Origin of the sequence: Variovorax paradoxus B4, from assembly GCF_000463015.1 — a bacterium.
GTDB lineage: Bacteria > Pseudomonadota > Gammaproteobacteria > Burkholderiales > Burkholderiaceae_C > Variovorax > Variovorax paradoxus_E.
Genome location: NC_022247.1, coordinates 2,052,687 through 2,074,337 on the forward strand (window position 1 = coordinate 2,052,687; position 21,651 = coordinate 2,074,337).

Below are 21,651 nucleotides of genomic sequence, written 5' to 3' on the forward strand. Positions count from 1 at the left end.
AGTTGGATGATGAACTTGATTTTTCGCGTCATTCTTCTGCTCCTGGGGCTGGTTTTCGCGGCCAGCCTGGCGGTGGCGGTCATGCTGCTGGCGGCCGTGTGGGGTGTGCGCTACGCCTGGGGGCGGATCACGGGCAAGCCCGTGACGCCCTGGATGGCTTCGATGGGCGGGCGCTTCAACCCGCGTTCGGGCTTCGAGCGTTTTCGCAATGCGGCACAGCCGGCCGAGCCGACGGCGGCCGACGTGGCCAATGCGCGTGCGCGCGGCGAATCGGTGCGCAGCCCGCTTGCACTGCGTCCCGCAGGCGACGTGACCGACGTGCGGGCCCGGCCTGCGCGCGGCGAATAAGCGCGCCGACGAGGGTCAGGCGCGGTACAGCGCCTCGATCTCTTCGGCGTAAGCCTTGTAGATGCTGGAGCGCCGCACCTTCATGGTTGCGGTGACTTCGCCGTCGTCGTGGTCCAACTCTTTTGTGAGCAGGTGAAAACGCCGGATCTGCGACACCTGTGCGAGCCTGTCGTTGCCGCGGGAAACTTCCGATTCGATCAGCGCGCGCACCCGCGGCTCTTCCACCAGCGAGCGGAAGTGCGTGAACGGAATGCGCTCGGCCTCGGCCCACTTTCCCACTGTTTCGTAGTCGATCTGCAGCAGCGCGCCGACGAACTTGCGCCCGTCCGCCACCACGATGCATTCCTTGATGAAGGGGCTGCCCTTCATGGTGTTCTCGATTTCCGAGGGCGTGAGGTTCTTGCCGCCGGCCGTGATCATGATGTCCTTCAGGCGGTCGACGATGCGAAGCTGGCCGTCTTCCTCGCGCACCACGTCGCCCGTGTACAGCCAGCCGTCGCGGACTGACGACTCGGTGGCCTCGGGGTTCCTGTAGTAGCCCTCGAACACCATCTCGCCGCGCACCAGCAGTTCGCCCGCTTCGCCGATGCGGTGCTTCGTGCCCAGCGTCGGCGGGCCGACGGTGCCGATCCTCACGGCATCGCTGCGGTGGCCGGCGATCATGCCGGTCGATTCGGTGAGGCCGTACACCTCCACCAGCGGCACGCCCAGCGTGCGGAAGAAGCGCACCACGTCGGCCGGAATCGGCGCCGCGCCGGTCAGTGCGACGCGCGCGCGCCGCAGGCCGATGAAGTTCTGCAGCGCGCGCAGCACCGTCCAATAGGCGAGGGCGAATCGGCCGCGCTCGGCCAGGGTCCAGGCGCTGCGCGGCTTCTCGGCCAGCGGCGCGCAGGCCGCGAGCGCGCGACGGAACAGCGCGCGTTGCAGGCGTCCCGCCTCCTGCATCTTGATGCTGATGCCCGCATGCAGCTTTTCCCAGATGCGCGGTACGCCGAGGAACATGGTGGGCGCCACTTCGCGCAGGTCTTCCTGCACGGTGCGGATCGATTCACCGAAGTTCACCTGCGAGCCCAGGTAGACCGGCACGAAGGCCGTGAGCATCTGCTCGGCCACGTGGCACAGCGGCAGGTACGAGAGGTGCGTGGTGTCGCCGTCGAGCGCCAGCCGCTCGACGATGCCGGGCACCACGCCGCGGATGTTGCGGTACGAGATCATCGCGCCCTTGGGCTTGCCGGTGGAGCCCGAGGTGTAGATCATCAGGCCGATGTCGGCGAGCGTCTGGCGCGCCAGCGCGGCGTCGATCAGCGCGTCGCCCTCGCGCGCGTGCACTTCGGCGCCGGCCTGTTCCACCTCGGCAAAGGTCGCGATGAGTGCGCGCACTTCGGGCGCATAGCTCGCGAGGCCCTTGGTCTCGATCACGACGATCTTGCGCAGGCGCGGCAGCTGGCCGATGGCGTCGAGCACCTTGTCGGTCTGTTCCTGGTCCTCGCAGACGATCACCTCGATGTCCGCATGGCCGACCACATAGGCCACCTCGTTGCTCGGGCTGGTCGGGTAGACGCCCACGGTCACGGCGCCGATCAGGCCGGCACCCATCTGCGCGAGCAGCCACTCGACGCGGTTCTCGGAGATCACGCCGAGATGCCCGCCCGGCGCCAGGCCCATCGCATGCAGGCCGAGGCCGAAGCGGGATGCGCGGCGCAGGTAGCCGGCCCAGTCCAGCGGATGCCAGATGCCGAAGTCCTTCTGGCGGATCGCGATGCGTTGGGGCCGCAAGCGCGCCTGTTCGCGCAGCATCTGCGGCAATGTCAGCGAGGGAAGCGCGGCATCGGTCATGAGAGCCAGCGCTTGCGGCGCTTGTAGTGCTTGAGCGCGCGGAAGCTGCGCGACTCGCCGCTGCCGCCCACGCCCAGGTAGAACTCGCGCACGTCGGGGTCGGCCGCGAGCCGCTCGGCGCTGCCGTCGATCACCACCTTGCCGCTTTCCATGATGTAGCCCGTGTGGGCAATGGCCAGTGCCACGCTCGCGTTCTGTTCCACCAGCAGCATCGAGGTGCCGCGTTCGGCATTGATGCGCGCGATGATCGTGAAGATGTCTTCCACCAGCTTGGGCGAGAGGCCGAGGGAGGGCTCGTCGAGCAGGATGAGCTTGGGTTGAGCCACCAGCGCGCGGCCGATGGCCAGCATCTGCTGCTCGCCGCCCGAGAGATAGCCCGCGAGGCCTTTGCGGCGTTCGTGCAGGCGGGGGAAGTACGCGTAGACGTCGTCGAAATTGCGCGGCGGCGCGGGGCCGTCACGCCCGGTGAGCGCATAGGTCGCGGCGATCAGGTTCTCCTCGACCGTCAGGTCCTCGAACACGCGCCGGCCTTCCATCACATGGCTCAGGCCGCGCCGCACGAGTTGCTGCGGCGCCAGCTGTGCGGTCGGCGCGCCATCGAACACGATGCGGCCCGCCTCCACCTCACCGTCCTCCAGCGCGAGCAGGCCCGACACCGCCTTCAGCGTGGTCGACTTGCCCGCGCCATTGCTGCCCAGGAGCGCCACGATCTGCCCGCGCGGCACGGTCAGCGACAGGCCGCGCAGCACCTGCACGACCTTGTTGTACACCACCTCGAGGTTGTTGACCTCCAGCACGAGGTCGGGTGCCGCGCGCGCGTCCATCAGTTCAGCGAGATCCAGTCCGACGCCGGCACCATCTTCTGCGCCTTCATGTCGGCCTTGTAGACGCGGCCCACGGGAATCGAGTTGCCTTTGATCGTGATCGGCATGCCGATGAGCCCGCCGGTGTCGAAGTCCTTGATGGTGTTGAGCGAGGCCTTCAGGTTCTTGCCGTCCAGCGGCTTGCCCGCATCCAGCGTGCGCTTGGCCGCTTCGGTGAACAGCATCGCCGTGAGAAAGCCCTGCGTGTAGGCCGTGCTCTGGTACTCGGGGCGCAGCGCGCGGATCTTGTCGAGCATCGGCGTCTTGGCCGAGGTGTCGTAGTAGTAGCGGTAGGGCATCACGCCCATGAAGCCATCGGCGCCTTCGCCCATCTTCATGACGGTGGAGCTGTCCATGGTCCAGAAGGTGCCCATCCACTTGCTGGTCATGCCCATCTGCTTGCCCTGCTGCACGAACTCCGGGATGGGCGCGAGGATGTAGCCGTGGAAGATGGTGTAGTCGGGTGCGGCGCGGCGCAGCTTGATGACTTCGGTCGACACGTCGACGCTGCCCGGCGGAGTCATGAGCTTGACCGGCACGGTGAGGCCCAGCTTCTTGGCGGCGGCTTCGCTGGCTTCGATCGGGTCGCGGCCGAATTCGGAATCGGAATACACGAAGGCCACCTTCGCGCCCGGCTTTTCCTTGGCGATGTGGCGCAGCAGGATGCCGATCTGCTCGGTGTAGTCGGGGCCGACCAGGAACTGGTTCGGGTACTTGGCCGAGTCGTTGAGTTCGGTGGCAAACGAAGCGCCGGCCATGAGGATCTGTCCGTTTCGTTCGAGCTCGGGGTTGATGGTCTTGGAGAAGCCGGTCGAGTCGCCGTAGTAGAGGTTGACCTTGTTCTGGCTCGTGATCTTCTTGAAGGCCGCCACCGACACGTCGACCTTGTAGCCCGTGTCTTCCGGCACATAGCGCAGCTTGCGCCCCTTGATGCCACCCGCGTCGTTGACGATCTTCACGTAGTCGGCAATGCCGGCGTTGATGCCGACGCCTGCGAAGGCGAACACGCCGGTCATCGGAATGGAGCCGCCGATGACGATGTCCTCATTGCCTTGCGCATTCGCGAGCGACACGGCGGCGAGGCTGGCGGAGAGGCCGGCCGCGATCAGCAGGGCGCGGCGATGGTGGGAAAGCTTCGGTGTCTTGGGCATGCTTGTCTCCTAGTTCTAGTTACGAAACGGCCATAGATGGAAGAAGCGGCGGATGCGCCGCCACACTTCTGCGAGCCCGTGCGGCTCGAACACCAGAAATCCGACGATCAGCAGCCCGAACACGACGGTGCGCACGGGCGACAGGAATACGGTCATCTCGACGCCGCCGGGCAGCAGGTCGACCACCAGCTTGAGCAGCTCGGGCACCATGGTCATGAACACCGCGCCGAAGATGCCGCCAAGGATCGTGCCCATGCCGCCGACGATGATCGCGGCCAGGAAGAAGATCGACATCAGGAGCGGAAAGCTCTCCGGCGTGACCACGCGGAAGAAGTAGGCCCAGAGGCCACCCGCGACGCCCGCGTAGAACGACGAGAGCCCGAACGACAGCAGCTTGTAGCGCAGCAGCGGAATGCCCAGCACCTCGGCCGAGATGTCGCGGTCGCGGATCGCGATGAAGGCCCGGCCCACGCGCGTGCGAAACAGGTTGGCCGCGCCGAGCACCATCAGCAGCATCACGGGCACGATCACCCAGTAGAGGCGGAACGAGGTGTCGAGCGGCAGCCCGAAGAACTGCGCTGGCGGCAGCGAGAGGCCCGAGGTGCCGCCCGTGAGCTTCAGGTTGGCGAACAGGAAATGCGCGATGAACGACGCTGCGATGGTGGCAATGGCGAGATACAGGCCCTTCACGCGCAGCGAGGGGATGCCGACGATCAGCCCGCCGAGCATGGCGACGATGCCGCCCGCGGCGATATTGACGAGGAAGGGCGTGCCGAGCCGCGTCTGCATGATGGCGACGGTGTATGCACCCAGTCCCATGAACGCTGCTTGTCCGAGGCTCACCAGACCCGTGTAGCCGGTGAGGATGTTGAGGCCCGTCGCACTCGCCACGTTGATGGCGACCAGGCACGCCAGGTAGAGCCAGTAGTCGCTGGCCATGAACGGGAACAGCACCAGCAGCGCGGCGCCGATCGCGAGCCACACCTTCTGGGTGCGCGAGTCGAACAGCGCTGCGTCGGCTGTGTAGCTTTGCTTGAGGGTGCCGATGCGCATGGCTAGAGCCTCTCGATCTCATGCGTGCCGAACAACCCGTAGGGCCGCACCATCAGCACGAGCACCAGCACGATGAAGGTCGCAAGCAGCTTGTACTCGCCACCGAGATAAGACCCCGCCAGCGCCTCGACCAGCCCGATGAAGAGGCCGCCGACCAGTGCGCCCAGCACGCTGTCGAGCCCGCCGACGATCACCACCACCAGCACCGACAGTCCGAACACGCCCATCGACGACGAGATGCCGCCGATGGCACCGACGATGATGCCGGCCACCGCCGCGATCATGGCCGAGGCCACCCACGCGAGAGAGAACACGCGCGGCACGTTGATGCCCATCGAGTAGGCCGCCGCCTGGTCCGACGCGGTGGCCCGCAGCGCCACGCCGCCGCGCCAGAAACGGAACAGCAGCAGCACCATGCCGATCAGCACCACGGCGATCAGCGCGCCGTAGGCGATCTTGGGCGCGAGGAACGCATCGCCGATCATCACCGGTGCGTTCGGCAGGAACTCGGGCAGCCGGCGCTGGTCGGCGGTCCAGATGATCTCGACCAGGCCCACGAGGATCGACGCGAGCCCGACCGTCACCATGAACACCGATATCGGCGGCTCGCCCAGCAGCGGCCGGATCATCGTGCGCTCGATCACCGCACCCAACAGGCCGGTGCCGATCACCGAGCCCAGCACCGCGAGCCAGATCGGCAGCGAGAAGCTCGCGGCAAAGGTGAAGAACAGGTACGCGCCGACCATCAGCATCTCGCCGATGGCGATGTTGACCACGCGTGTCGCTTTGTAGACCAGCACGAAGGCCAGCGCTGCCAGCGCATAGAGCCCGCCGCCGGCAATGCCGGTGAGCGCGATCTCGAAGAGGTAGGCCCAATCCATCAGGCCGCCCCTACTGTGGATTCGCCGCGCAGCCGCCGCCGCAGCTCGCCGACGTCGCCCGCGCCGAGGTAGGCGCGGATCACCTCGGGGTCGGCCTGCACCTGCGCCGGCGTGCCCTGCGCGATCACCTGGCCGAAGTTGAGCACCACGACGTGGTCCGACAGGTCCATCACCATGCCCATGTCGTGCTCGACCATCAGCACCGTGATGCCCCACTCGCGCCGCACGTCGAGAATGAAGCGCGCCATGTCCTCGGTCTCCTCGCGGTTCATGCCGGCCACGGGTTCGTCGAGCATCAGCACCTTCGGCTGCATGGCCAGTGCGCGCGCCATTTCCACGCGCTTCTGCAGGCCGTAGGGCAGGGCCGCGACCGAGGCGTGGCGGATGTGGTCGATCTCGAGGAAATCGATGATGCGTTCTTCCACGTCGCGCCGCAGCTCGGCTTCTTCGCGGCGCGCGCGGCCCAGGTAGAACAGCGCGTCGAACACGTTGGTCTTCAGGTGCGTGTGGCGGCCGAGCTTGATGTTGTCGAGCACCGTCATGCCGCGGAACAGCGCGATGTTCTGGAAGCTGCGCGCCAGGCCCAGCGCGGCGCGCTTCGGCGCAGGCAGGCGCGTGATGTCCTCGCCCTCGAACAGCACGCGGCCCTGCGCCGGCTTGTAGAAGCCCGAGATCGTGTTGAAGAGCGATGTCTTGCCCGCCCCGTTGGGACCGATCACTGCGGTGATCGAGCCGCGTGCCGCGCCGAAACCCACGTTCGTCAGCGCCTTCACACCGCCGAACGCGAGCGTCAGCGCATCCACCTGCAGCACGGATGCGGCAGGGGCGGAGAGGTCGTCCCGTGGAGGATCGTCGGGCATTGCAGAAAAAGGGGAGTGCCGGGTCAGGGTTTGTGTCCAGGATCGGAAAATCTACTGGTGCGTAAAATTCCTACTGACGGGTAATGTCACGGTTCGCCGCACGCCGCGGCATCAGGACTTTCCCGCCCTTACAAATCCATGGCCCCTCCAGCCCTCAGCCCATCCATTCCTCCTTCTCCGTGGGAGCCTGCCGGCAGGCGCGCGCAGCAGCGCGAGGTCAAGCGCAACGCCGTGCTCCAGACGGCGGCGCAGCTTTTCAACGAGCGCGGCTTCCATGCCACGTCGCTCGACGACATTGCCGAGCGGCTCAACGTCAGCAAGCCCACGCTCTACTACTACGTCGAGAGCAAGGACCAGATCCTGCTGGAGTGCGTGAAGACCGCGCTCGACCTGATGCAGGCCGGCATCGGCGAGGTGCGCGCCGCGGGCGGCAGCGCCATCGACCAGCTCAAGGCCTGCATGCGCATCTATTCGGGCGTGGTCACGCAGGACTTCGGCATGTGCGTGATCCGCATCGGCGAAGACCCGCTGCCCGATCCGCTCAAGAAGGAACTGCGCCGCCTCAAGGCCGGCATCGACGGGCAGTTCCGTCGGCTCATCGAGGATGGCGTGGCCGAAGGCTCGCTCGCGCCCTGCGACCCGAAGATGGCCGCCTTCATGCTGGCCGGTGCGCTGAGCTGGATCGGCCGGTGGTACCGCCCCGACGGCGAGCTGACGCCCGACCAGATCGCCGACCAGGGCATCGATCTGCTGTTGAATGGCGTGCTGCATCGCCCCGTCGCGGCGCGCCGCAAGCCTGCGGCGGCGAAAGCAAAGCGATGACCGGCCGCTCGATCCATTTTTTTCAATCCAGGAGATCCACACCATGACAACACGCGACATCTTCGTGGTCGGCACCGCCCGCACCGCCATCGGTACCTTCGGCGGCGCGCTGAAGGACGTGCCCAACACGCAACTGGCCACCACCGCCGTCAAGGCCGCCCTCGAGCGCAGCGGCGTGGCGGCCGATGCCATCGGCCATGTGGTGATGGGCAACGTGATCCCGACCGACGTGAAGGACGCGTACCTCAGCCGCGTGGCCGCCATCGATGCGGGCTGCCCGATCGAGACGCCGGCCTTCAACGTCAACCGCCTGTGCGGCTCGGGCCTGCAGGCCATCGTGTCGGCGGCGCAGGCCATTGCGCTGGGCGACTGCGACATCGCCATCGGCGGCGGCTCGGAGTCGATGAGCCGCGGCCCGTACTTCGACACCTCGGCGCGCTACGGCGCGCGCATGGGCGACGCGGTGCTGGTCGACTACATGCTGGGCATCCTGCACGACCCGTGGGAGAAGATCCACATGGGCATCACGGCCGAGAACGTGGCGGCGCGCTACGGCATCACGCGCGAGCAGATGGACGCACTGGCCGTGACCAGCCAGCAGCGCGCCGCCGCCGCCATTGCCGCAGGGCGCTTCAAGGCACAGATCGTTCCGGTCGAGGTGAAGACGCGCAAGGGCGTCGTGCTGTTCGACACCGACGAGCACGTGCGCGCCGACACCACCGTGGACACGCTCGCGCAGATGAAGCCGGCGTTCAAGAAGGACGGCCTCGTCACCGCCGGCAATGCCTCGGGCATCAACGACGGCGCCGCCGCGGTGGTGCTCGCCAGCGGCGAGAGCGTCAAGGCGCGGGGCCTGAAGCCGCTCGCACGCCTGGTCGGCTATGCGCACGCCGGCGTCGAGCCCGCGTACATGGGCATCGGCCCGGTGCCGGCCACGCGCAAGGTGCTGGAGCGCACGGGCCTGAAGGTCGGCGACTTCGACGTGATCGAGTCGAACGAAGCGTTTGCGGCGCAGGCCTGTGCGGTCATCCAGGAGCTGGGTTTCGATCCGGCCAAGGTGAACCCGAACGGATCGGGCATTTCGCTGGGGCATCCGGTGGGCGCGACCGGCGCGATCATCACCACGAAAGCGATTGCCGAGCTGCACCGCACCGGCGGGCGCTATGCGCTGGTCACGATGTGCATCGGCGGCGGGCAGGGCATTGCCGCCGTCTTCGAGCGCGTTTGAAGGCACACTTGCGGGCATGCTCCGCGCCCCCATTCAGATCGACCCCGACGACGTCGAGTTCAGCGCCATCCGCGCGCAGGGTGCGGGCGGCCAGAACGTCAACAAGGTGTCGAGCGCGGTGCACCTGCGCTACGACATCCACGCGAGCTCGCTGCCTGCCGACGTGAAGGAGCGGATGCTCGCGCTGCGCGACAGCCGCATCACGCAGGAAGGCGTCTTCGTGCTCAAGGCGCAGCAGCACCGCACGCAGGAGATGAACCGCGCCGACGCGCTCGCGCGCCTGCAGGCGGTGGTCGACAGCGTGGCCACGCCGCCGCGCGTGCGGCGCGCCACCAAGCCGACCTACGGTTCGAAGCAGCGCCGGCTCGAAGGCAAGAGCCAGCGCTCGCAGATCAAGAACCTGCGCGGACCGGTGCGGGACTGACCGGCTTGCCGCCGCGCAGCCGCTTGATCTGCAGCGTCACGCCGACCAGATACAGCACGCCGAGCACCGCGGTGATCGCCTTGAGTTCGGGCGCATCCGCATTGGGCAGCAGCGGCGCGCCCAGCGGCAGGCGGGTCAGGGTTTCGGTGAAGGCCGGAATCCAGTGGAACAGGAAGCTGGCCGAGAAGGCCACGGCTTCGACGTAGCGCGAGGCCTGGCCGAAGAAGGCGCCGCGGCCGGCGGCTGCACCCATGGCCAGCGCCGCGAGCGTCAGGATGCCCAGCGCATGCGGCTTGCCGAAGCCGCCGTGCTGGAAGATGCCGAAGCCGGTCAGGCAGGTCAGCACGGTGGTCCATACGAAGGCCCGGCCCCAGCCGGTGCGCAGCGTGATTTCCCTGTAGCGGAACAGGGCGATCAGCCCCGCGATCACGGCGATCAGGCTGATCGCCGTGTGGACAATGCCAAGGGACGTGAGTCCCAGCCATCCTGTTGCAGCCATGCGGACCTCCTCGGAGTCGTGGTGGCGCGATTCTGGCCGGGCACGGGCAATTTGTCTTCACCGTTCAGCCCCCGCTAAGCTGGCGGACACGGGCCGCAAGCACAATAGGAGCCATGAGAGCCTTCTTCCGCCGCGCCTTGCCGGCTTTCCTGCTTGCGCTGGGCGTGGCTGCCCTGGCGGGCTGCGGGCCGGCCGCCGACAGCAGCCCGGTGTCCGCGGGCGCCGTGCAGGAACTCAAGTGGGACGAGCTCGTTCCCAAGAACTGGGACCCGACCCAGCGCTACCGCAACCTCAGCCTGGAGGCGCTGCGCGACAACGATCCGCGCGCGATCCAGATGCTCGACGAGATGCGCGCCGTCTGGGACAACGCGCCGGTCAACGTGGCGCTCGACGGCACGGCCGCACGCCTGTCGGGTTTCGTCGTTCCGCTCGACAACACGCAGGACGGCATCCGCGAGTTCCTGCTGGTGCCGTACTTCGGCGCCTGCATCCACACCCCGCCGCCGCCCGCCAACCAGATCGTGCACGTGGTCGCGGCCGATACCGTGAAGGGCCTGCATGCGATGGACACGGTGCGCGTGAGCGGGCTGCTGAAGGCGGCGCGCTACTCCTCGGTGGACATGGGCGTGAGCGGCTACGAGATCAAGTCGGCCTCGGTCGAGCCTTTTGTCGCGGCGCACTGATCTTCTTCAGGCCATGCGCTGCGTGAGGAAATCGAGGAACGAGGTGATCCGCGCCGACAGCTGCGTGTTGCGGTAGTACACCGCGTTGACCGGCTGGCGCACGTCGACCGTCTCCCTGGCCAGCAGCTGCACCAGCGCGCCGCTCGCACGGTCGGCGCCGGTCATGAAGTCCGACAGGCAGACGATGCCCACGCCGGCCAGCGCCAGCTGGCGCAGCGTTTCGCCGCTCGACGCGGCGAGCGTGGGCGCAATGGGCCACTCGTCGCCGTGCACGCCGCGCAAGGGCCAGCGATTGAGCGATTCGGGTTGCGTGAAACCCAGCAGCGCATGGCCGGCGAGGTCGGCCACCTTGCGCGGCTTGCCGTGCGCTTCCAGATAGCCCGGGCTTGCAAGCACGCGCAGCCTGTGGGTGCCGAGCGGGCGTGCGTGCAGCGTGGAGTCGCGCAGCGGTCCGATGCGGATCGCGATGTCGGTGCGGCGCTCCAGCAGGTCGATGGGCAGGTCGTCGGTGTCGAGCTCGAGGCTGATCTGCGGAAAGAGCCGCCGGAACTCGGGCACCAGCGGCACGATGGCATGCAGCATGAAAGGCGAGGCCGCGTTCACGCGCAGGCGCCCGGCGGGCTGCTGGCGCCGCGCGGCAAGCTGCTCTTCCGCGTCGTCGATGGCGTCGAGGATGGCCCGCGTGCGCAGCAGGAAGGCCGCGCCTTCCTCGGTGAGCTCGAGCCGCCGCGTGGTCCGCCGCAGCAGCGTGGTCTCGAGCTTCTGCTCGAGCCGGCTCAGGGCGCGGCTGATGCCCGACACCGTCTGCGAGAGCTGCTCGGCCGCCGCCGTGATCGAGCCGGTGTCCACCACGGTGCGGAACGCGACCAGTTCTTCGATGGTGGTCTTCATGGCGCAGCGCTTGCGGCGTTCGTTCAGCTGCCGGCGTCGCTCTGGGACATTGGCAGCGACGGCGCATCGACCCGATGCGTCAGCGCCGCCAGCGCTTCGCCGTCGGTACGGTAGCTGAAGAGCATCGGCCCCGGTGCGAGCAGGCCGGCGCGCTCCAGCACCTGCATGGCCGGCAGCTTCAGGCCGCTCAGGTGCAGGCGGATGCCCTTGGCCTCCATCATCCGGCGGATCGAGCCGAACACTTCGGCACCCGTGATGTCGATGCGGTTGATGGGTTGCGCAAAGAGGCACACGTCGGTGAGTTCGGGCCGCTCGGCCAGTGCCACGGTGAGCGCGCGTTCGAGCGTGGAGGCCGAGGCGAAGTCCAGCTCGGCATCCATGCGCAGCGCGTAGAGCTGCGGCGCCAGCGGCGGCAGCTTCCAGAGGTTGCGGTCGCGCAGGCTGCCGTCGGGGTGCAGGCCCACTTCGATGATGCGCGGATGCAGGTGGCGGTACATGTAGTGCGCCAGGCTCGCGAGCAGGCCGCCCAGCACGCCCCAGTAGATGCTCGGCGCCGTGGCAATGGTCAGCGCGAAGGTTCCGAGGGAAATGCCCGCTTCGATGCGCGACACGCGCCAGAGCGCAATGAAACTCGCCGGCTTGACCAGCCCCAGAATGGCCGTGACCACCACCGCTGCCAGGACGGCCTGCGGCACGTGATAGAGCAGTGGCATCAGCCACAGCAGCGCACCGGCCACCACCACCACGCTGGACAGCGTGGCCCAGCCGGTCTGGGCGCCCGCATACAGCGTGATGGCCGAGCGCGAGAACGACGAACTGGTGGGAAAGGCGCCCGAGAAACCCGAGGCCAGCTTGGCCAGGCCCTGGCCGATCAGGTCCTGGTTCTCGTTCCAGAGCGTGCCGGCGCGCGCGTTGTCGACCTTGGCGCTCGAGGCGGTTTCGAGAAAACTCACCAGCGTGATCATCAGTGCCGGCAGCACCAGCGCGCTGAACGTGTGCAAAGGCAGCAGGCCCGGCCAGTAGAAGGAGGGCAGGCCCGAGGGCAGGCTGCCCACCACGGCCCCGCCGCGCAATGCGTAGTTGAGGCTCCAGCTGATGGCCGCGGCGCCCGCCACCAGCGCCATCGTGGTCGGGAAGCGCGGCACCAGCCGCTTGCCGAGCCACAGCACGGCGATGCTGCCCAGCCCGAAGGCAATGGCGACCAGATCCGGCGGCGGCCCGCCCTGCAGCACCTGGGGAAGGGTGCGCCCCGTGAAGCCGAGCAGCGCCGGCAGCTGCGAAATGGCGATCAGCACCGCCGCGCCCTGCGTGAAGCCGATGAGCACCGGCGAGTTGACCAGCCGCAGCAGCCAGCCGAAGCGCCCGGCGCCCAGCACGATCTGGATCGTGCCCGACATCAACGTGAGCCACACGGCCATTTCCACCCATTCGGCGCTGCCGGGCACGGCCAGCGGCGCGAGCGATGCGCCCACCAGCAGGCTGGTGAGCGCCGTGGGCCCGACCGACAGCCGCTGCGACGAGCTGAAGAGCACCGCGATGAGCGCCGGGAACAGCGCCGCGTACACGCCGGTGACCAGCGGCATGCCCGCCAGCGCCGCGTAGGCCACGCCTTGCGGAATGACCATCAGCGCCACCGTGATGCCCGCCATCGCCTCGTTGCGCAGCAGCGCCGCGGAAGGACGGGGCCATGCAAGACATGGAACCCAGCGTGCGATGCGCTGGCGCAGGGAGGAAGAGGAGGAGGTGGTGGCTGCCGGATTCATGGATGGGGGGTGGCTTGCTGGCGATTTTCCTGCGCCACCGCAGGCGGTAACTTACGCGGCCGGTCGTGGAATGCCGAGGAAGCAGTGATGACGATGACGGGCCGCGGGCATGGGGAGGGTACCTAGACCAGCGAACTCGCGTTCTTGAGGACGTAGTCGCAGGCCTTCTCCTTCACCTTCGAGGAGAGCATCTTGAGGTTCAGCGTCTTGCCGTCGCCGCCCTTGAGCAGCCCCTTGGCGCCGCTCGCGAAGCCGGTTTCCTGCTGCTTCTGGCCGGTGATCTTGGCCATCAGCTTGTCCTTCACCGAGGCCGCATCGCCGCCGAGGTAGTTGTTCTTGACGCAGTATTGCAGCACGCCGGCCGCATTGCCCATGGTGCTGGAGCCGATCGCGGGCATCTTGAAGCCGAGGTTCTCGCCGAGCGCGGAGCCGCTGCCGGAGGAGCCCATCTGGTCCTTGAGCTTGCCGAGCAGGTCCGACTGGGCCGAGGCCGAGACGCTGGCCGCAACCAGCGCGATGGAAATCAGTGCGGTGCGAAAACGCATGATGACGAACTCCCGTCTGTAGAGGTGAATGAAGATTCCATCGTCAGCATACCCCCGACGGAACCCCGGTTTCACGAGCGGCGGAAGAGCAGCACGGAATTCGTTCCGCCGAATGCGAAGGAGTTGCTCATGGCCGCTTCGATGGTTGGCGCACTCGTGTCGTGCTGCGTCACGAGGTTCAGGCTGCAGGCCGGATCGACTTCGCTGCAGTTCGCATTCGGCGGCAACTGGCGGTGGTGCAGCGCAAATACCGTGACCAGCGCCTCGATGGCGCCCGCGGCCCCGAGCATGTGGCCGTGCAGGGCCTTGGTGGAACTGACGCGCAGGCTGTCGAGATCGGCACCCCACACATCGGCCAGTGCGTTGCGCTCGACCACGTCGCCGATGCGCGTGGCCGTGCCGTGCGCGTTGCAGTAGCCCACGTCGCGCGGCGCGAGGCCGGCCTGCCGCAGGGCCTGGCGCAGCGCGCGCGCCTGGCCCGGAGCATCCGGCTTGGTGAGATGGGTGGCATCGCTGCTCAGGCCCCAGCCGGCCAGCGTGGCATAGCTGCGGGCGCCGCGGCCGCGCGCGCGCTCGGCGGATTCGAGCACCAGGAAGGCCGCGCCTTCGCCCAGCGCGAAGCCGCTGCGGTCGGTGGCAAAGGGCCGCACCGCGCCGGCCGCCTCGCCGGGCTGGAAGGTGGCCAGGGTCTGCATGGCCTGCCAGGCCAGCACCACGCCCGGCACGATCAGCGCTTCGCTGCCGCCGGCAATGGCCATGTCGACTTCGCCGCGCCGGATGGCCTTGGCGGCTTCGGCAATGGCCACCGACGACGAGGCGCAGGCGACCGAATAGGTCAGCACCGGTCCCTGCACGCCCTGGCGCATGGCCACGTGGGCGGCGGGCGCGTTGGGCATGAAGGCGGGAATCGTGAGCGGCGACACCCGCCCGTTGCCGCGGTAGGCGGCCTCCAGCGCCGCGGCGCCGCCCATGCCGCAGCCGGCATAGACGCCCACGCGTTCGGGATCGGCATCGTTCGCGGCAAGGCCCGCATCGCGCAGCGCGAGGTCGGCGGCGGCCACCGCGAGCTGGCTCACGCGGTCGACGCCGGCGAGCTGCAGCTTGGTGAACCAGCGTGTTTCGTCGAAGGCCGCCATGGCTGCGGCGGCGGGCTTGGGCAGCTCGGGAAAGACCGGCCGGATGGCCGATCGGCCGTCGAGCAGGGCCTGGAACAGCGCGCCGGGCTCGTCGCCGTGCGGCGCCACGACGCCCAGTCCGGTGACGCAGACCTCGTGCTTCACGCTGTCTTCGCGGCCCTGACCTTGTCGACCAGCACCGCCAGTTCGTTCAGGGTGTCGATGTTGGCGTCTTCGTCGGGCATGGTGATGCCGAAGTGGTCTTCGATGGCAAACAGGAACTCGGCCAATGCCAGCGAGTCGAGCCCGCCGGTTTCGCGCATCGATGCGTTGGGGTCGAGTTTCGACGGTTCGATACCGTACTTCTCGTGGATCAGGTCCTGCAATTCCTTCAGCGAACTCATCGTGCGATGCCTGTTGTCGTGTGCCAGCCGCTGATCGATCGCCGCCCCCGGGGCGCTGCGTGGGATCGACCCCTTCCTCGCTCGGCTTGTGGGTCAGTGATGGCCAATGATATCCGCTCCCACCAGGGTACTGCCTTGGCGTCTGCCCTCCGGACGCCAGCGCAGCGAAGGCAGTGCGAAGGCCATTCCCAGCAGCGCGCCGGCCAGCGCGTCGAGCACCACGTGCTGCTTGACGGCCAGCGTCGAGTACGCGATGGCGGCAAACCACAGCCAGTTGGCAAGGCGCAGAAAGACCGGCGTGCGCGCCTCGCGCAGCACGTGGTCCAGCCGGATGGCCGTGAAGATGGCCACGGCCACGTGCATCGAGGGGCAGGCGTTGCCCGCGGCATCCACGCCCTGCAGCATCGCAAAGCCGGGATAGCCCGACACGTCGATGGCCAGCGGCGGTATCTGCGTCGGCCAGAAGTAGAAGAGGCCCAGGCCGGTCAGGCACAGAGCGCCGATCCACAGCCCGTAGACCACCAGCTCGCGAAAGCTCAGCTGCAGGCCGGGAGCGACGCCCACGTAGACCCACAGCGAGAGGTAGGCGCCCAGCGCGTAGGGCTGGAACGGGATCAGGTGGTCCAGCGCCGTGAGCGGCATCACCACGACCGGGTAGGCCGGGTTGCGCAGCATGTGGAAGTAGCCGATGAAGAAGAGCCAGGTGAAGACCGTGGTCCCGATCGCCTTGAGCCAGAAGAGGCGGCGAACGCGCACGCCGATGTCTGCGGTCCAGGTCTGGGGGCTGTGCGTTCGCGGAAGGGGCGCCATGTGCAGGTCGGTCGGGTGTCCGTGGTTTTCGTCGGCCGGCCGATCTTGCCAGAGCGCCGTGACCGCATGACGCAATTCAGGCGAGTGCGGCGGACCGCTTCCTGTGCTGGAAGGACGTCGGCGAGCGCCCGGTGGCGGCCTTGAACATGGCGCAGAACGCGCTGTCGGTGGCATAGCCGCTGGCGGCCGCCACCTGGCTCACGGCCATGCCGCGCGCCAGCAGCGGCAGCGCATGCGCCATCACGGCCTGCTGCCGCCACTGCTGCCAGCTCATGCCGAGCTGGTCGCGGAACAGCCGCGCCACGGTGCGCTCGCTGGCACCGATGGCGGCAGCGCGCTCGGCCAGCGTGGCGCGGTCGGCCGGGTTGCGCAGCAGCGTCTCGCACAGCTGGCGCAGCCGCTTGTCGGTGGGCAGCGGCACGTCGATGCGGATCTGCGTGGCGCGTTCGAGTTCGTCGACCAAGAGCGGGGCGATCATGCGTTCGCGCTGCGGTGCGTGCGGATCGGTGGGCGGCAGGCCGTCGGGCGTGGTGTCGAGCGCGAGCATCAGCGCGCGCAGCAACGGGCTGATCTCGAGCACCTCGCACTTTTCCCACGGCGGACCAAGCCAGGCATGGAGGTACACGGTGCGCAGCTCGGCGTCTTCGATCAGCATGATGCTGTGCGGCATGTTGGCCGGCACCCAGACCGCGCGCGAGGGCGGCACGATGTAGCTGCCGTCCTGCGTGCTGAGCCGGATCACGCCGCGGGTCGAGAAAGTGAGCTGCGGCCACGGGTGCTGGTGCAGCTCGACGAAGGTGTCGGCGCTCAGGAAATGTTCCTTGGCGCGCAGCGGCCGGACCGCGTCGGGTGCGTAGAGGTGCGGCGTGAGCGAGGCGACGCTGGTGACCGGGGAGGGGAGTGAAACGGCGCTTGGCATGGTTTCGACAAATGTTGTCGCTGTATCGCCATTCTGCCGCGGCGAGCGGGCATAGCATCGGTGCCTGCGCGGTTTTTTGTAGCAATCCATGTCTTCCTCTTCCTTCCCGACAGCCACCCCTTCCACCAGCCTGCGCGGCGACGCCCAGCTCATTGGCCTGGTCGGCCTGGCCCACGCCATCAGCCACTTCAGCCAGCTGATCCTGGCGCCGCTGTTCCCCTGGCTCAAAGACGCGTTCAACGTGAGCTACACCGAACTTGGCGCGGTGCTGACGGTGTTCTTCGTGGTCTCGTGCATCGTGCAGGCGGCCTCGGGCTTCATCGTCGACAAGCTGGGTCCGCGGCCGGTGCTGTTCGTGGGGCTGGGCGCACTGGCCCTGGCGGCTTTCGGCTATGCGCTGGCCCAGAGCTACTGGATGCTGCTGCTGTGCGCGGTCGTGGGCGGCATCGGCAATGGCGTGTTCCACCCGGTCGACTACACGCTCTTCAACCGCAAGGTGGCGCCGACGCGGCTCGGCCATGCCTACAGCGTGCACGGCATCACCGGCAGCCTGGGCTGGGCGCTGGCGCCGGCCTTCGTGGTGCCGATTGCCATCGCCTTTTCGTGGCGCGCGGCGCTGGCGTCGGCCGGTGCGCTGGCCATCGTGGTGCTGCTGGTGCTCTGGGCCTACCGCAGCGTGCTGGCGCTCGACGTGAAGACGGTGCAGAAGGCGACCGGACACGGCGAGCCGGCACCCGTCGGCGGCGAGTTCGACTTTCTGCGCATTCCGGCCGTGTGGATGTGCTTCGGCTTCTTTTTCTTCTATGCCGTCGTGATCAGCGTGGTGCAGACCTTCGCGCCGGTGGCGGCAGGCCACCTGCACGCGGTGCCGGTGGCGCTGGTGGCGGTGTGCCTCACGGTCTACATGGTGGCGAGCGCGGCCGGCATGGTGGCGGGGGGCTTCCTGGCCTCGGATCCGTCGCGCTGCGAACGCATCGTGGGCATCGGCTTCGGGGTGGCGGCCGCACTGGCGCTGGTGCTGGCCTTTGCGCAGTTTCCGCCGGTGATGGTGCCGGTGCTGTTCGGCGCCATGGGGTTCGTGTCGGGTGTCGCGGGGCCCTCGCGCGACCTGCTGGTCAAGCGCTCGACGCCGCCGAACGCCACCGGGCGCGTCTACGGCGTGGTGTATGCGGGCCTCGACATCGGCCAGGCGCTGGCGCCGCTGGTGTTCGGCCGTTTGATGGACCATGGCCAGTACACGAGCGTGATCGCCGGCCTTGCGCTGGTGCAAGGCGTGCTGATTGCCAGCGCCTTCAACGTGACGCGGGTGCGCCGCACGGCGCTGATGCCGGCCTCGGCCTGATCTCCCGCGGATTTCGTCTCAAGCCGTGGGCAGGATCTCGCGCACGCGCGCCCAGGGCCGGCACATCAGCGTGCCGCGCGGCGAGACGACGATCGGCCGCTGCAGCAGGATCGGGTTCGCGACGATGAAGTCGAACAGCTGGTCGTCCGTCCACTTCGGATCGGCCAGTGCCAGGTCTTCATAGGGCGCTTCCTTCGTGCGCAGCAGGTCGCGCGCGCCCATGCCCATGGCCTTGGCCAGCTCGCGCAGCTTCTTCTTCGAGGGCGGGGTCTCCAGGTACAGGACGATCTCGGGCTCCACGCCGCTCTCGTGGATCAGGCCCAGCACGTTGCGCGAAGTGCTGCAGTTGGGCTTGTGGAAGATGGTCATCGGGTAGTCGGTGGTCGGGGTGCGTGCGGCCATGGTGTGGTCGTCGTCAGCCTTTCTGTGCTTCCTGGTCCATCGTGAAGGGAAAGCGCGCCGCCCAGAAGTCGGCCAGCCGCGGATCGGCATCCACGCGCCGCACCACCCGGGCCATGCGCGGCGCCTCGCGGTAGAAACGCCTGCGCTGCGGCGTCCAGCGCGACATCACGGTCACGTAGAGGTCGAGCATGCTGATCCTCTCGCCGAGCAGGTAGGGCGCGGGTTCGTCGATCTGCGTGTCCATCAGGTGCCAGCAGTGCGCAATGCGCTCGGCTGTGCGTTCGAGCATCACGGCCTGCGCTGCGGGGTCGGGCGTGAGGCGCGTGGGGTCGTCGCGCACCCAGTAGAGCGAATAGATGGCCGCCGGCAGGTAGACCATCCAGCGCAGGTAGCGCGCGCGCAGCGGATCGCCGGGCGCGGGGCAGAGCCCGGCTTCCGGATGGCGGTCGCCGAGCCAGATCAGGATGGCCGCGCTCTCGGTCATCACCTCGCCCGAAGGCAGCACGAGCGCGGGAACCTGGCGCATCGGGTTGACGCCCGAGACGCGCTCGCGCTCGGACTCCCCCTCCCAGGGCGCGACGTCGACGACATCGACCTGCGCGCCGATCAGCGTCAGCGCGGCATGGACGGGCGTGGCGCCAGAACCGGGCGCGCCGTAGAGGGTGTAGCGGTCGTTTGAAGATGAAGCGGATGCGGAGGCCATCCGCCCAGATTACTGCAGCAGCCTGCCGGTTGTCACGCGGCGGCCAGCAGCGCGTCGACCTTCTTCAGGCCTTCGAGCGTCCTCACGCAGGCCTCGGCCACCTCGGTGCCCTTGACGGCGAAGTGGCGGTGGAAGTACTTGCGGTGCTCCACATGCTCGTGGAAATGGTGCGGCGTGAGCACGGCCGAGAAGATCGGCACGTCGGTTTCGAGCTGCAGCGACATCAGCGTGCTGACGACGGTGCCGGCCACGAACTCGTGGCGGTAGATGCCACCGTCCACCACCAGCGCGCAGCCCACGATGGCCGCGTACTTGCCCGAGTTGGCGAGCCGCTTGGCATGCAGCGGAATCTCGAAGGCGCCTGGCACGTCGAAGATGTCGATCAGCTCGCGTGCCACGCCGAGCCGCTCCATTTCGGCAAGGAAGGCATCGCGTGCCTGGTGGACGATGTCGGAATGCCATTGCGCCTCGACAAAGGCGATGCGCTCGCCGCGCGGGTTGCCCGGCGCGTTGACGGCGGAAAGGGGAAGGTCGTTGATCTGACTCATGGTGTGCCTCTTGAAAGCAGGTTTCCTGAATCAGGGCGCACGAAACCACGGGGCAGACCGCGCGCTCCAATGCAAAGCGCGCGGGCCAGCCCGCATTTCGCGCTCTCTTTCATCCGGACTGTGACCGTCGGCTTCGGAATTGCACCGAAATCTGCTGACCCCGCCGCCTGTTGCAGGCCTTGGGCGCTCGCGGGCTCGTGCGGCTCCCCTCTCGAAGAAACCGCCATTACCGCCGGTGGGGAGTTTCGCCCCGCCCTGAGAACGCTTGCCGTCCGGCATGCCGGACGACGGTGCGATTCTAGGAGCGGCCGGCGGAAGAGGTTGTCGCCCGCGCGCCAGACCTTCGGCCGCGCGGGGATTTTCTCCGCAGGCGGGATGCGGCTCAGCGCTTCGCGAGGAACTGCGTCATGCGTTGCAGTTCGTCGTCGAGCGCCGCACGGAACGACGCATCGCGGGGCTTGCGGTCGACGTAGCCGAACGCGGGCTGAACCCGGCCTTCGGGCGCCGTGACGTTGGCCCAGCCGATCACGCGGTCGTGCCTGAGCATCGGCAGCGCGTAGTAGCCGAACTGCCGCTTCGGTGCCGGCGTGTAGGCCTCGAACTTGTACGTCCAGCCCCACAGCAGCTCGAAGCGGCGGCGGTCCCACACCACGGGGTCGAAGGGCGCGAGCAGCCGCACTTCTTCGTCGGGCGCATGGCGCCGCGAGGCTGGGTTCTCATTGCCGGGCCAGTACCAGGTGGTGCCGTCGATGCGGCAGCTCGCGAGTTCGTCGCGCGCCAGGCGCAGCGCGGCCTGCGTCTGCGACGAGAGATGCGGTGCACCGTAGCCGAGCAGCCGCACGAGATACGTCAGGCTCGCGGCCGGCAGCGGCGCGTATTTGCGCACGACCAGGTCGATCAGCGCGGCGGCGCGCTGCGCGCGGCCGGCCGGGCTGTCGTCGGCCGGCACATGCGTCACGGCTTCGTAGACGCGCGTGCCGCTGTCGCGCCGCACCACGCGCAGCATGCCGCGGTAGTGCATGCCGTCGAGCAGGTGCGTGGTCGCGTTGCTCGATCCACCCCAGTAGTTCTTGACGCGGCCGTGCGCGAAGTGCTGCTCCACCTGGCGCGGATGCACCGGGCCGTGTTCGCGGACGTAGGCCAGCACGTCGGCTGCCTTGCGCCGCGTATCGGCATCCCAGGCGCGCTTGGCTTCGCGCGGATGCATCAGCGCCAGATGCTCGCGCGGCAGGAAGCCGTAGTTGACGAGGCAGTCTTCCTCGATGGCAAGGCGGGTGTAGCGGCTCTCCAGGTCGCCGGCGCGGTAGTCCTTCACGCGGTGGCGCAGCGTGAGGTCCTGCGCGCGCGCGGGGGCGCGGATCGGGTCGGCCTGCACGAAGCCGAGCCGGCGGATCGCGCCTGGCAGCGTCGTCGGCTTGAAGAGGGTGCGCGCTATTGCGTAACGGCGCAGGTCGTCGAGGGTCGGGGGAGCCATGGGGCGAATTGCAGCACAGGTGAGGCGCTGCTGTTCAGGGCGCCTTGTTCAGGGCGCGATCACGCCGACGGGGTACGCGGCGAAGCG

Annotated in this window: 24 protein-coding genes and 1 riboswitch; of the genes, 6 read left to right on the forward strand and 18 right to left on the reverse strand. The window is 68.2% G+C overall.

Annotated elements, in window-relative coordinates; genetic code table 11:
* Nucleotides 1-9 precede the first annotated feature (9 nt).
* Nucleotides 10-348, forward strand: coding sequence for a hypothetical protein (locus VAPA_RS09500; protein WP_230558985.1), 339 nt, complete (start codon nucleotides 10-12; stop codon nucleotides 346-348).
* 15 nt (nucleotides 349-363) lie between these two features.
* Here VAPA_RS09500 and VAPA_RS09505 read toward each other — a convergent pair whose 3' ends face one another.
* The 6 genes from VAPA_RS09505 to VAPA_RS09530 are packed head-to-tail and all read right to left on the reverse strand — an operon-like array spanning nucleotide 364 to nucleotide 6,992.
* Nucleotides 364-2,184: an AMP-dependent synthetase/ligase gene (locus VAPA_RS09505; RefSeq protein ID WP_021006550.1), complete on the reverse strand. Its 1,821-nt coding sequence runs from the start codon at nucleotides 2,182-2,184 to the stop codon at nucleotides 364-366.
* A complete protein-coding gene (locus VAPA_RS09510; protein ID WP_021006551.1) occupies nucleotides 2,181-3,008 on the reverse strand; it encodes an ABC transporter ATP-binding protein in 828 nt (275 codons plus the stop codon). Before VAPA_RS09510 ends, VAPA_RS09505 begins: the two co-directional genes overlap by 4 nt.
* Entirely contained in the window at nucleotides 3,008-4,198 is a 1,191-nt protein-coding gene (locus tag VAPA_RS09515; protein WP_021006552.1) for an ABC transporter substrate-binding protein, read from the reverse strand. The genes VAPA_RS09510 and VAPA_RS09515 overlap by 1 nt, the downstream gene beginning before the upstream one ends.
* 15 nt (nucleotides 4,199-4,213) lie before the next feature.
* Nucleotides 4,214-5,251, reverse strand: coding sequence for a branched-chain amino acid ABC transporter permease (locus VAPA_RS09520; protein ID WP_021006553.1), 1,038 nt, complete (start codon nucleotides 5,249-5,251; stop codon nucleotides 4,214-4,216).
* 2 nt (nucleotides 5,252-5,253) lie between these two features.
* Nucleotides 5,254-6,132: a branched-chain amino acid ABC transporter permease gene (locus VAPA_RS09525; protein ID WP_021006554.1), complete on the reverse strand. Its 879-nt coding sequence runs from the start codon at nucleotides 6,130-6,132 to the stop codon at nucleotides 5,254-5,256.
* Nucleotides 6,132-6,992, reverse strand: coding sequence for an ABC transporter ATP-binding protein (locus VAPA_RS09530; RefSeq protein WP_021006555.1), 861 nt, complete (start codon nucleotides 6,990-6,992; stop codon nucleotides 6,132-6,134). Before VAPA_RS09530 ends, VAPA_RS09525 begins: the two co-directional genes overlap by 1 nt.
* Before the next feature lie 138 nt (nucleotides 6,993-7,130).
* On the opposite strand from VAPA_RS09530, the gene VAPA_RS09535 reads away from it, so the two are divergent.
* The 3 genes from VAPA_RS09535 to arfB are packed head-to-tail and all read left to right on the forward strand — an operon-like array spanning nucleotide 7,131 to nucleotide 9,466.
* On the forward strand, nucleotides 7,131-7,814 hold the full coding sequence (locus VAPA_RS09535) for a TetR/AcrR family transcriptional regulator (RefSeq protein WP_021006556.1): 684 nt from the start codon (nucleotides 7,131-7,133) through the stop codon (nucleotides 7,812-7,814).
* Nucleotides 7,815-7,857: 43 nt separating this feature from the next.
* On the forward strand, nucleotides 7,858-9,042 hold the full coding sequence (locus VAPA_RS09540; RefSeq protein ID WP_021006557.1) for an acetyl-CoA C-acyltransferase family protein: 1,185 nt from the start codon (nucleotides 7,858-7,860) through the stop codon (nucleotides 9,040-9,042).
* Nucleotides 9,043-9,058: 16 nt separating this feature from the next.
* Nucleotides 9,059-9,466 (forward strand): alternative ribosome rescue aminoacyl-tRNA hydrolase ArfB, encoded by a 408-nt coding sequence (gene arfB, locus VAPA_RS09545; protein ID WP_021006558.1) that lies wholly within the window; start codon nucleotides 9,059-9,061, stop codon nucleotides 9,464-9,466.
* Here arfB and VAPA_RS09550 read toward each other — a convergent pair.
* A complete protein-coding gene (locus tag VAPA_RS09550; RefSeq protein ID WP_021006559.1) occupies nucleotides 9,435-9,965 on the reverse strand; it encodes a DUF2306 domain-containing protein in 531 nt (176 codons plus the stop codon). The two genes, arfB and VAPA_RS09550, sit on opposite strands and share 32 nt — an antisense overlap.
* 113 nt (nucleotides 9,966-10,078) lie before the next feature.
* Between VAPA_RS09550 and VAPA_RS09555 the strand changes: the two genes are divergently transcribed.
* On the forward strand, nucleotides 10,079-10,648 hold the full coding sequence (locus tag VAPA_RS09555) for a DUF3299 domain-containing protein (protein WP_021006560.1): 570 nt from the start codon (nucleotides 10,079-10,081) through the stop codon (nucleotides 10,646-10,648).
* A 6-nt stretch (nucleotides 10,649-10,654) separates the two neighbouring features.
* Here VAPA_RS09555 and VAPA_RS09560 read toward each other — a convergent pair whose 3' ends face one another.
* The 7 genes from VAPA_RS09560 to VAPA_RS09590 all read right to left on the reverse strand — a co-directional run bounded on the left by VAPA_RS09560 (nucleotide 10,655) and on the right by VAPA_RS09590 (nucleotide 17,095).
* Nucleotides 10,655-11,539 (reverse strand): LysR family transcriptional regulator, encoded by an 885-nt coding sequence (locus VAPA_RS09560; protein ID WP_021006561.1) that lies wholly within the window; start codon nucleotides 11,537-11,539, stop codon nucleotides 10,655-10,657.
* Between the two features lie 23 nt (nucleotides 11,540-11,562).
* Nucleotides 11,563-13,302 (reverse strand): SulP family inorganic anion transporter, encoded by a 1,740-nt coding sequence (locus VAPA_RS09565; protein WP_021006562.1) that lies wholly within the window; start codon nucleotides 13,300-13,302, stop codon nucleotides 11,563-11,565.
* Nucleotides 13,303-13,424: 122 nt separating this feature from the next.
* Entirely contained in the window at nucleotides 13,425-13,847 is a 423-nt protein-coding gene (locus tag VAPA_RS09570) for a DUF2501 domain-containing protein (protein WP_021006563.1), read from the reverse strand.
* Nucleotides 13,848-13,918: 71 nt separating this feature from the next.
* Nucleotides 13,919-15,127 (reverse strand): beta-ketoacyl-[acyl-carrier-protein] synthase family protein, encoded by a 1,209-nt coding sequence (locus VAPA_RS09575; RefSeq protein ID WP_021006564.1) that lies wholly within the window; start codon nucleotides 15,125-15,127, stop codon nucleotides 13,919-13,921.
* Complete coding sequence (locus tag VAPA_RS09580) at nucleotides 15,124-15,366, reverse strand: acyl carrier protein (protein WP_012746984.1); 243 nt, start codon at nucleotides 15,364-15,366, stop codon at nucleotides 15,124-15,126. Before VAPA_RS09580 ends, VAPA_RS09575 begins: the two co-directional genes overlap by 4 nt.
* Nucleotides 15,367-15,459: 93 nt before the next feature.
* On the reverse strand, nucleotides 15,460-16,176 hold the full coding sequence (locus VAPA_RS09585) for a phosphatase PAP2 family protein (protein ID WP_021006565.1): 717 nt from the start codon (nucleotides 16,174-16,176) through the stop codon (nucleotides 15,460-15,462).
* A 76-nt stretch (nucleotides 16,177-16,252) separates the two neighbouring features.
* Nucleotides 16,253-17,095: an AraC family transcriptional regulator gene (locus VAPA_RS09590; RefSeq protein ID WP_021006566.1), complete on the reverse strand. Its 843-nt coding sequence runs from the start codon at nucleotides 17,093-17,095 to the stop codon at nucleotides 16,253-16,255.
* An 88-nt stretch (nucleotides 17,096-17,183) separates the two neighbouring features.
* Here VAPA_RS09590 and VAPA_RS09595 point away from each other — a divergent pair, with 88 nt between their 5' ends.
* On the forward strand, nucleotides 17,184-18,437 hold the full coding sequence (locus tag VAPA_RS09595; protein WP_021006567.1) for an MFS transporter: 1,254 nt from the start codon (nucleotides 17,184-17,186) through the stop codon (nucleotides 18,435-18,437).
* An 18-nt stretch (nucleotides 18,438-18,455) separates the two neighbouring features.
* Here the strand turns inward: VAPA_RS09595 and arsC are convergent, their stop codons facing one another.
* From arsC to VAPA_RS09615, 4 genes are all read right to left on the reverse strand, one after another.
* The gene (arsC, locus tag VAPA_RS09600) at nucleotides 18,456-18,839 is read right to left on the reverse strand and encodes an arsenate reductase (glutaredoxin) (protein ID WP_041946062.1); all 384 of its coding nucleotides are present in this window, start codon (nucleotides 18,837-18,839) and stop codon (nucleotides 18,456-18,458) included.
* A gap of 13 nt (nucleotides 18,840-18,852) precedes the next feature.
* Nucleotides 18,853-19,542: a glutathione S-transferase family protein gene (locus VAPA_RS09605; RefSeq protein WP_021006569.1), complete on the reverse strand. Its 690-nt coding sequence runs from the start codon at nucleotides 19,540-19,542 to the stop codon at nucleotides 18,853-18,855.
* Between the two features lie 32 nt (nucleotides 19,543-19,574).
* Nucleotides 19,575-20,090 (reverse strand): 6,7-dimethyl-8-ribityllumazine synthase, encoded by a 516-nt coding sequence (locus tag VAPA_RS09610; RefSeq protein ID WP_021006570.1) that lies wholly within the window; start codon nucleotides 20,088-20,090, stop codon nucleotides 19,575-19,577.
* Between the two features lie 97 nt (nucleotides 20,091-20,187).
* Nucleotides 20,188-20,357: riboswitch (FMN riboswitch) on the reverse strand.
* A 115-nt stretch (nucleotides 20,358-20,472) separates the two neighbouring features.
* Nucleotides 20,473-21,564 (reverse strand): DNA glycosylase AlkZ-like family protein, encoded by a 1,092-nt coding sequence (locus VAPA_RS09615; protein WP_021006571.1) that lies wholly within the window; start codon nucleotides 21,562-21,564, stop codon nucleotides 20,473-20,475.
* Nucleotides 21,565-21,651 lie beyond the last annotated feature (87 nt).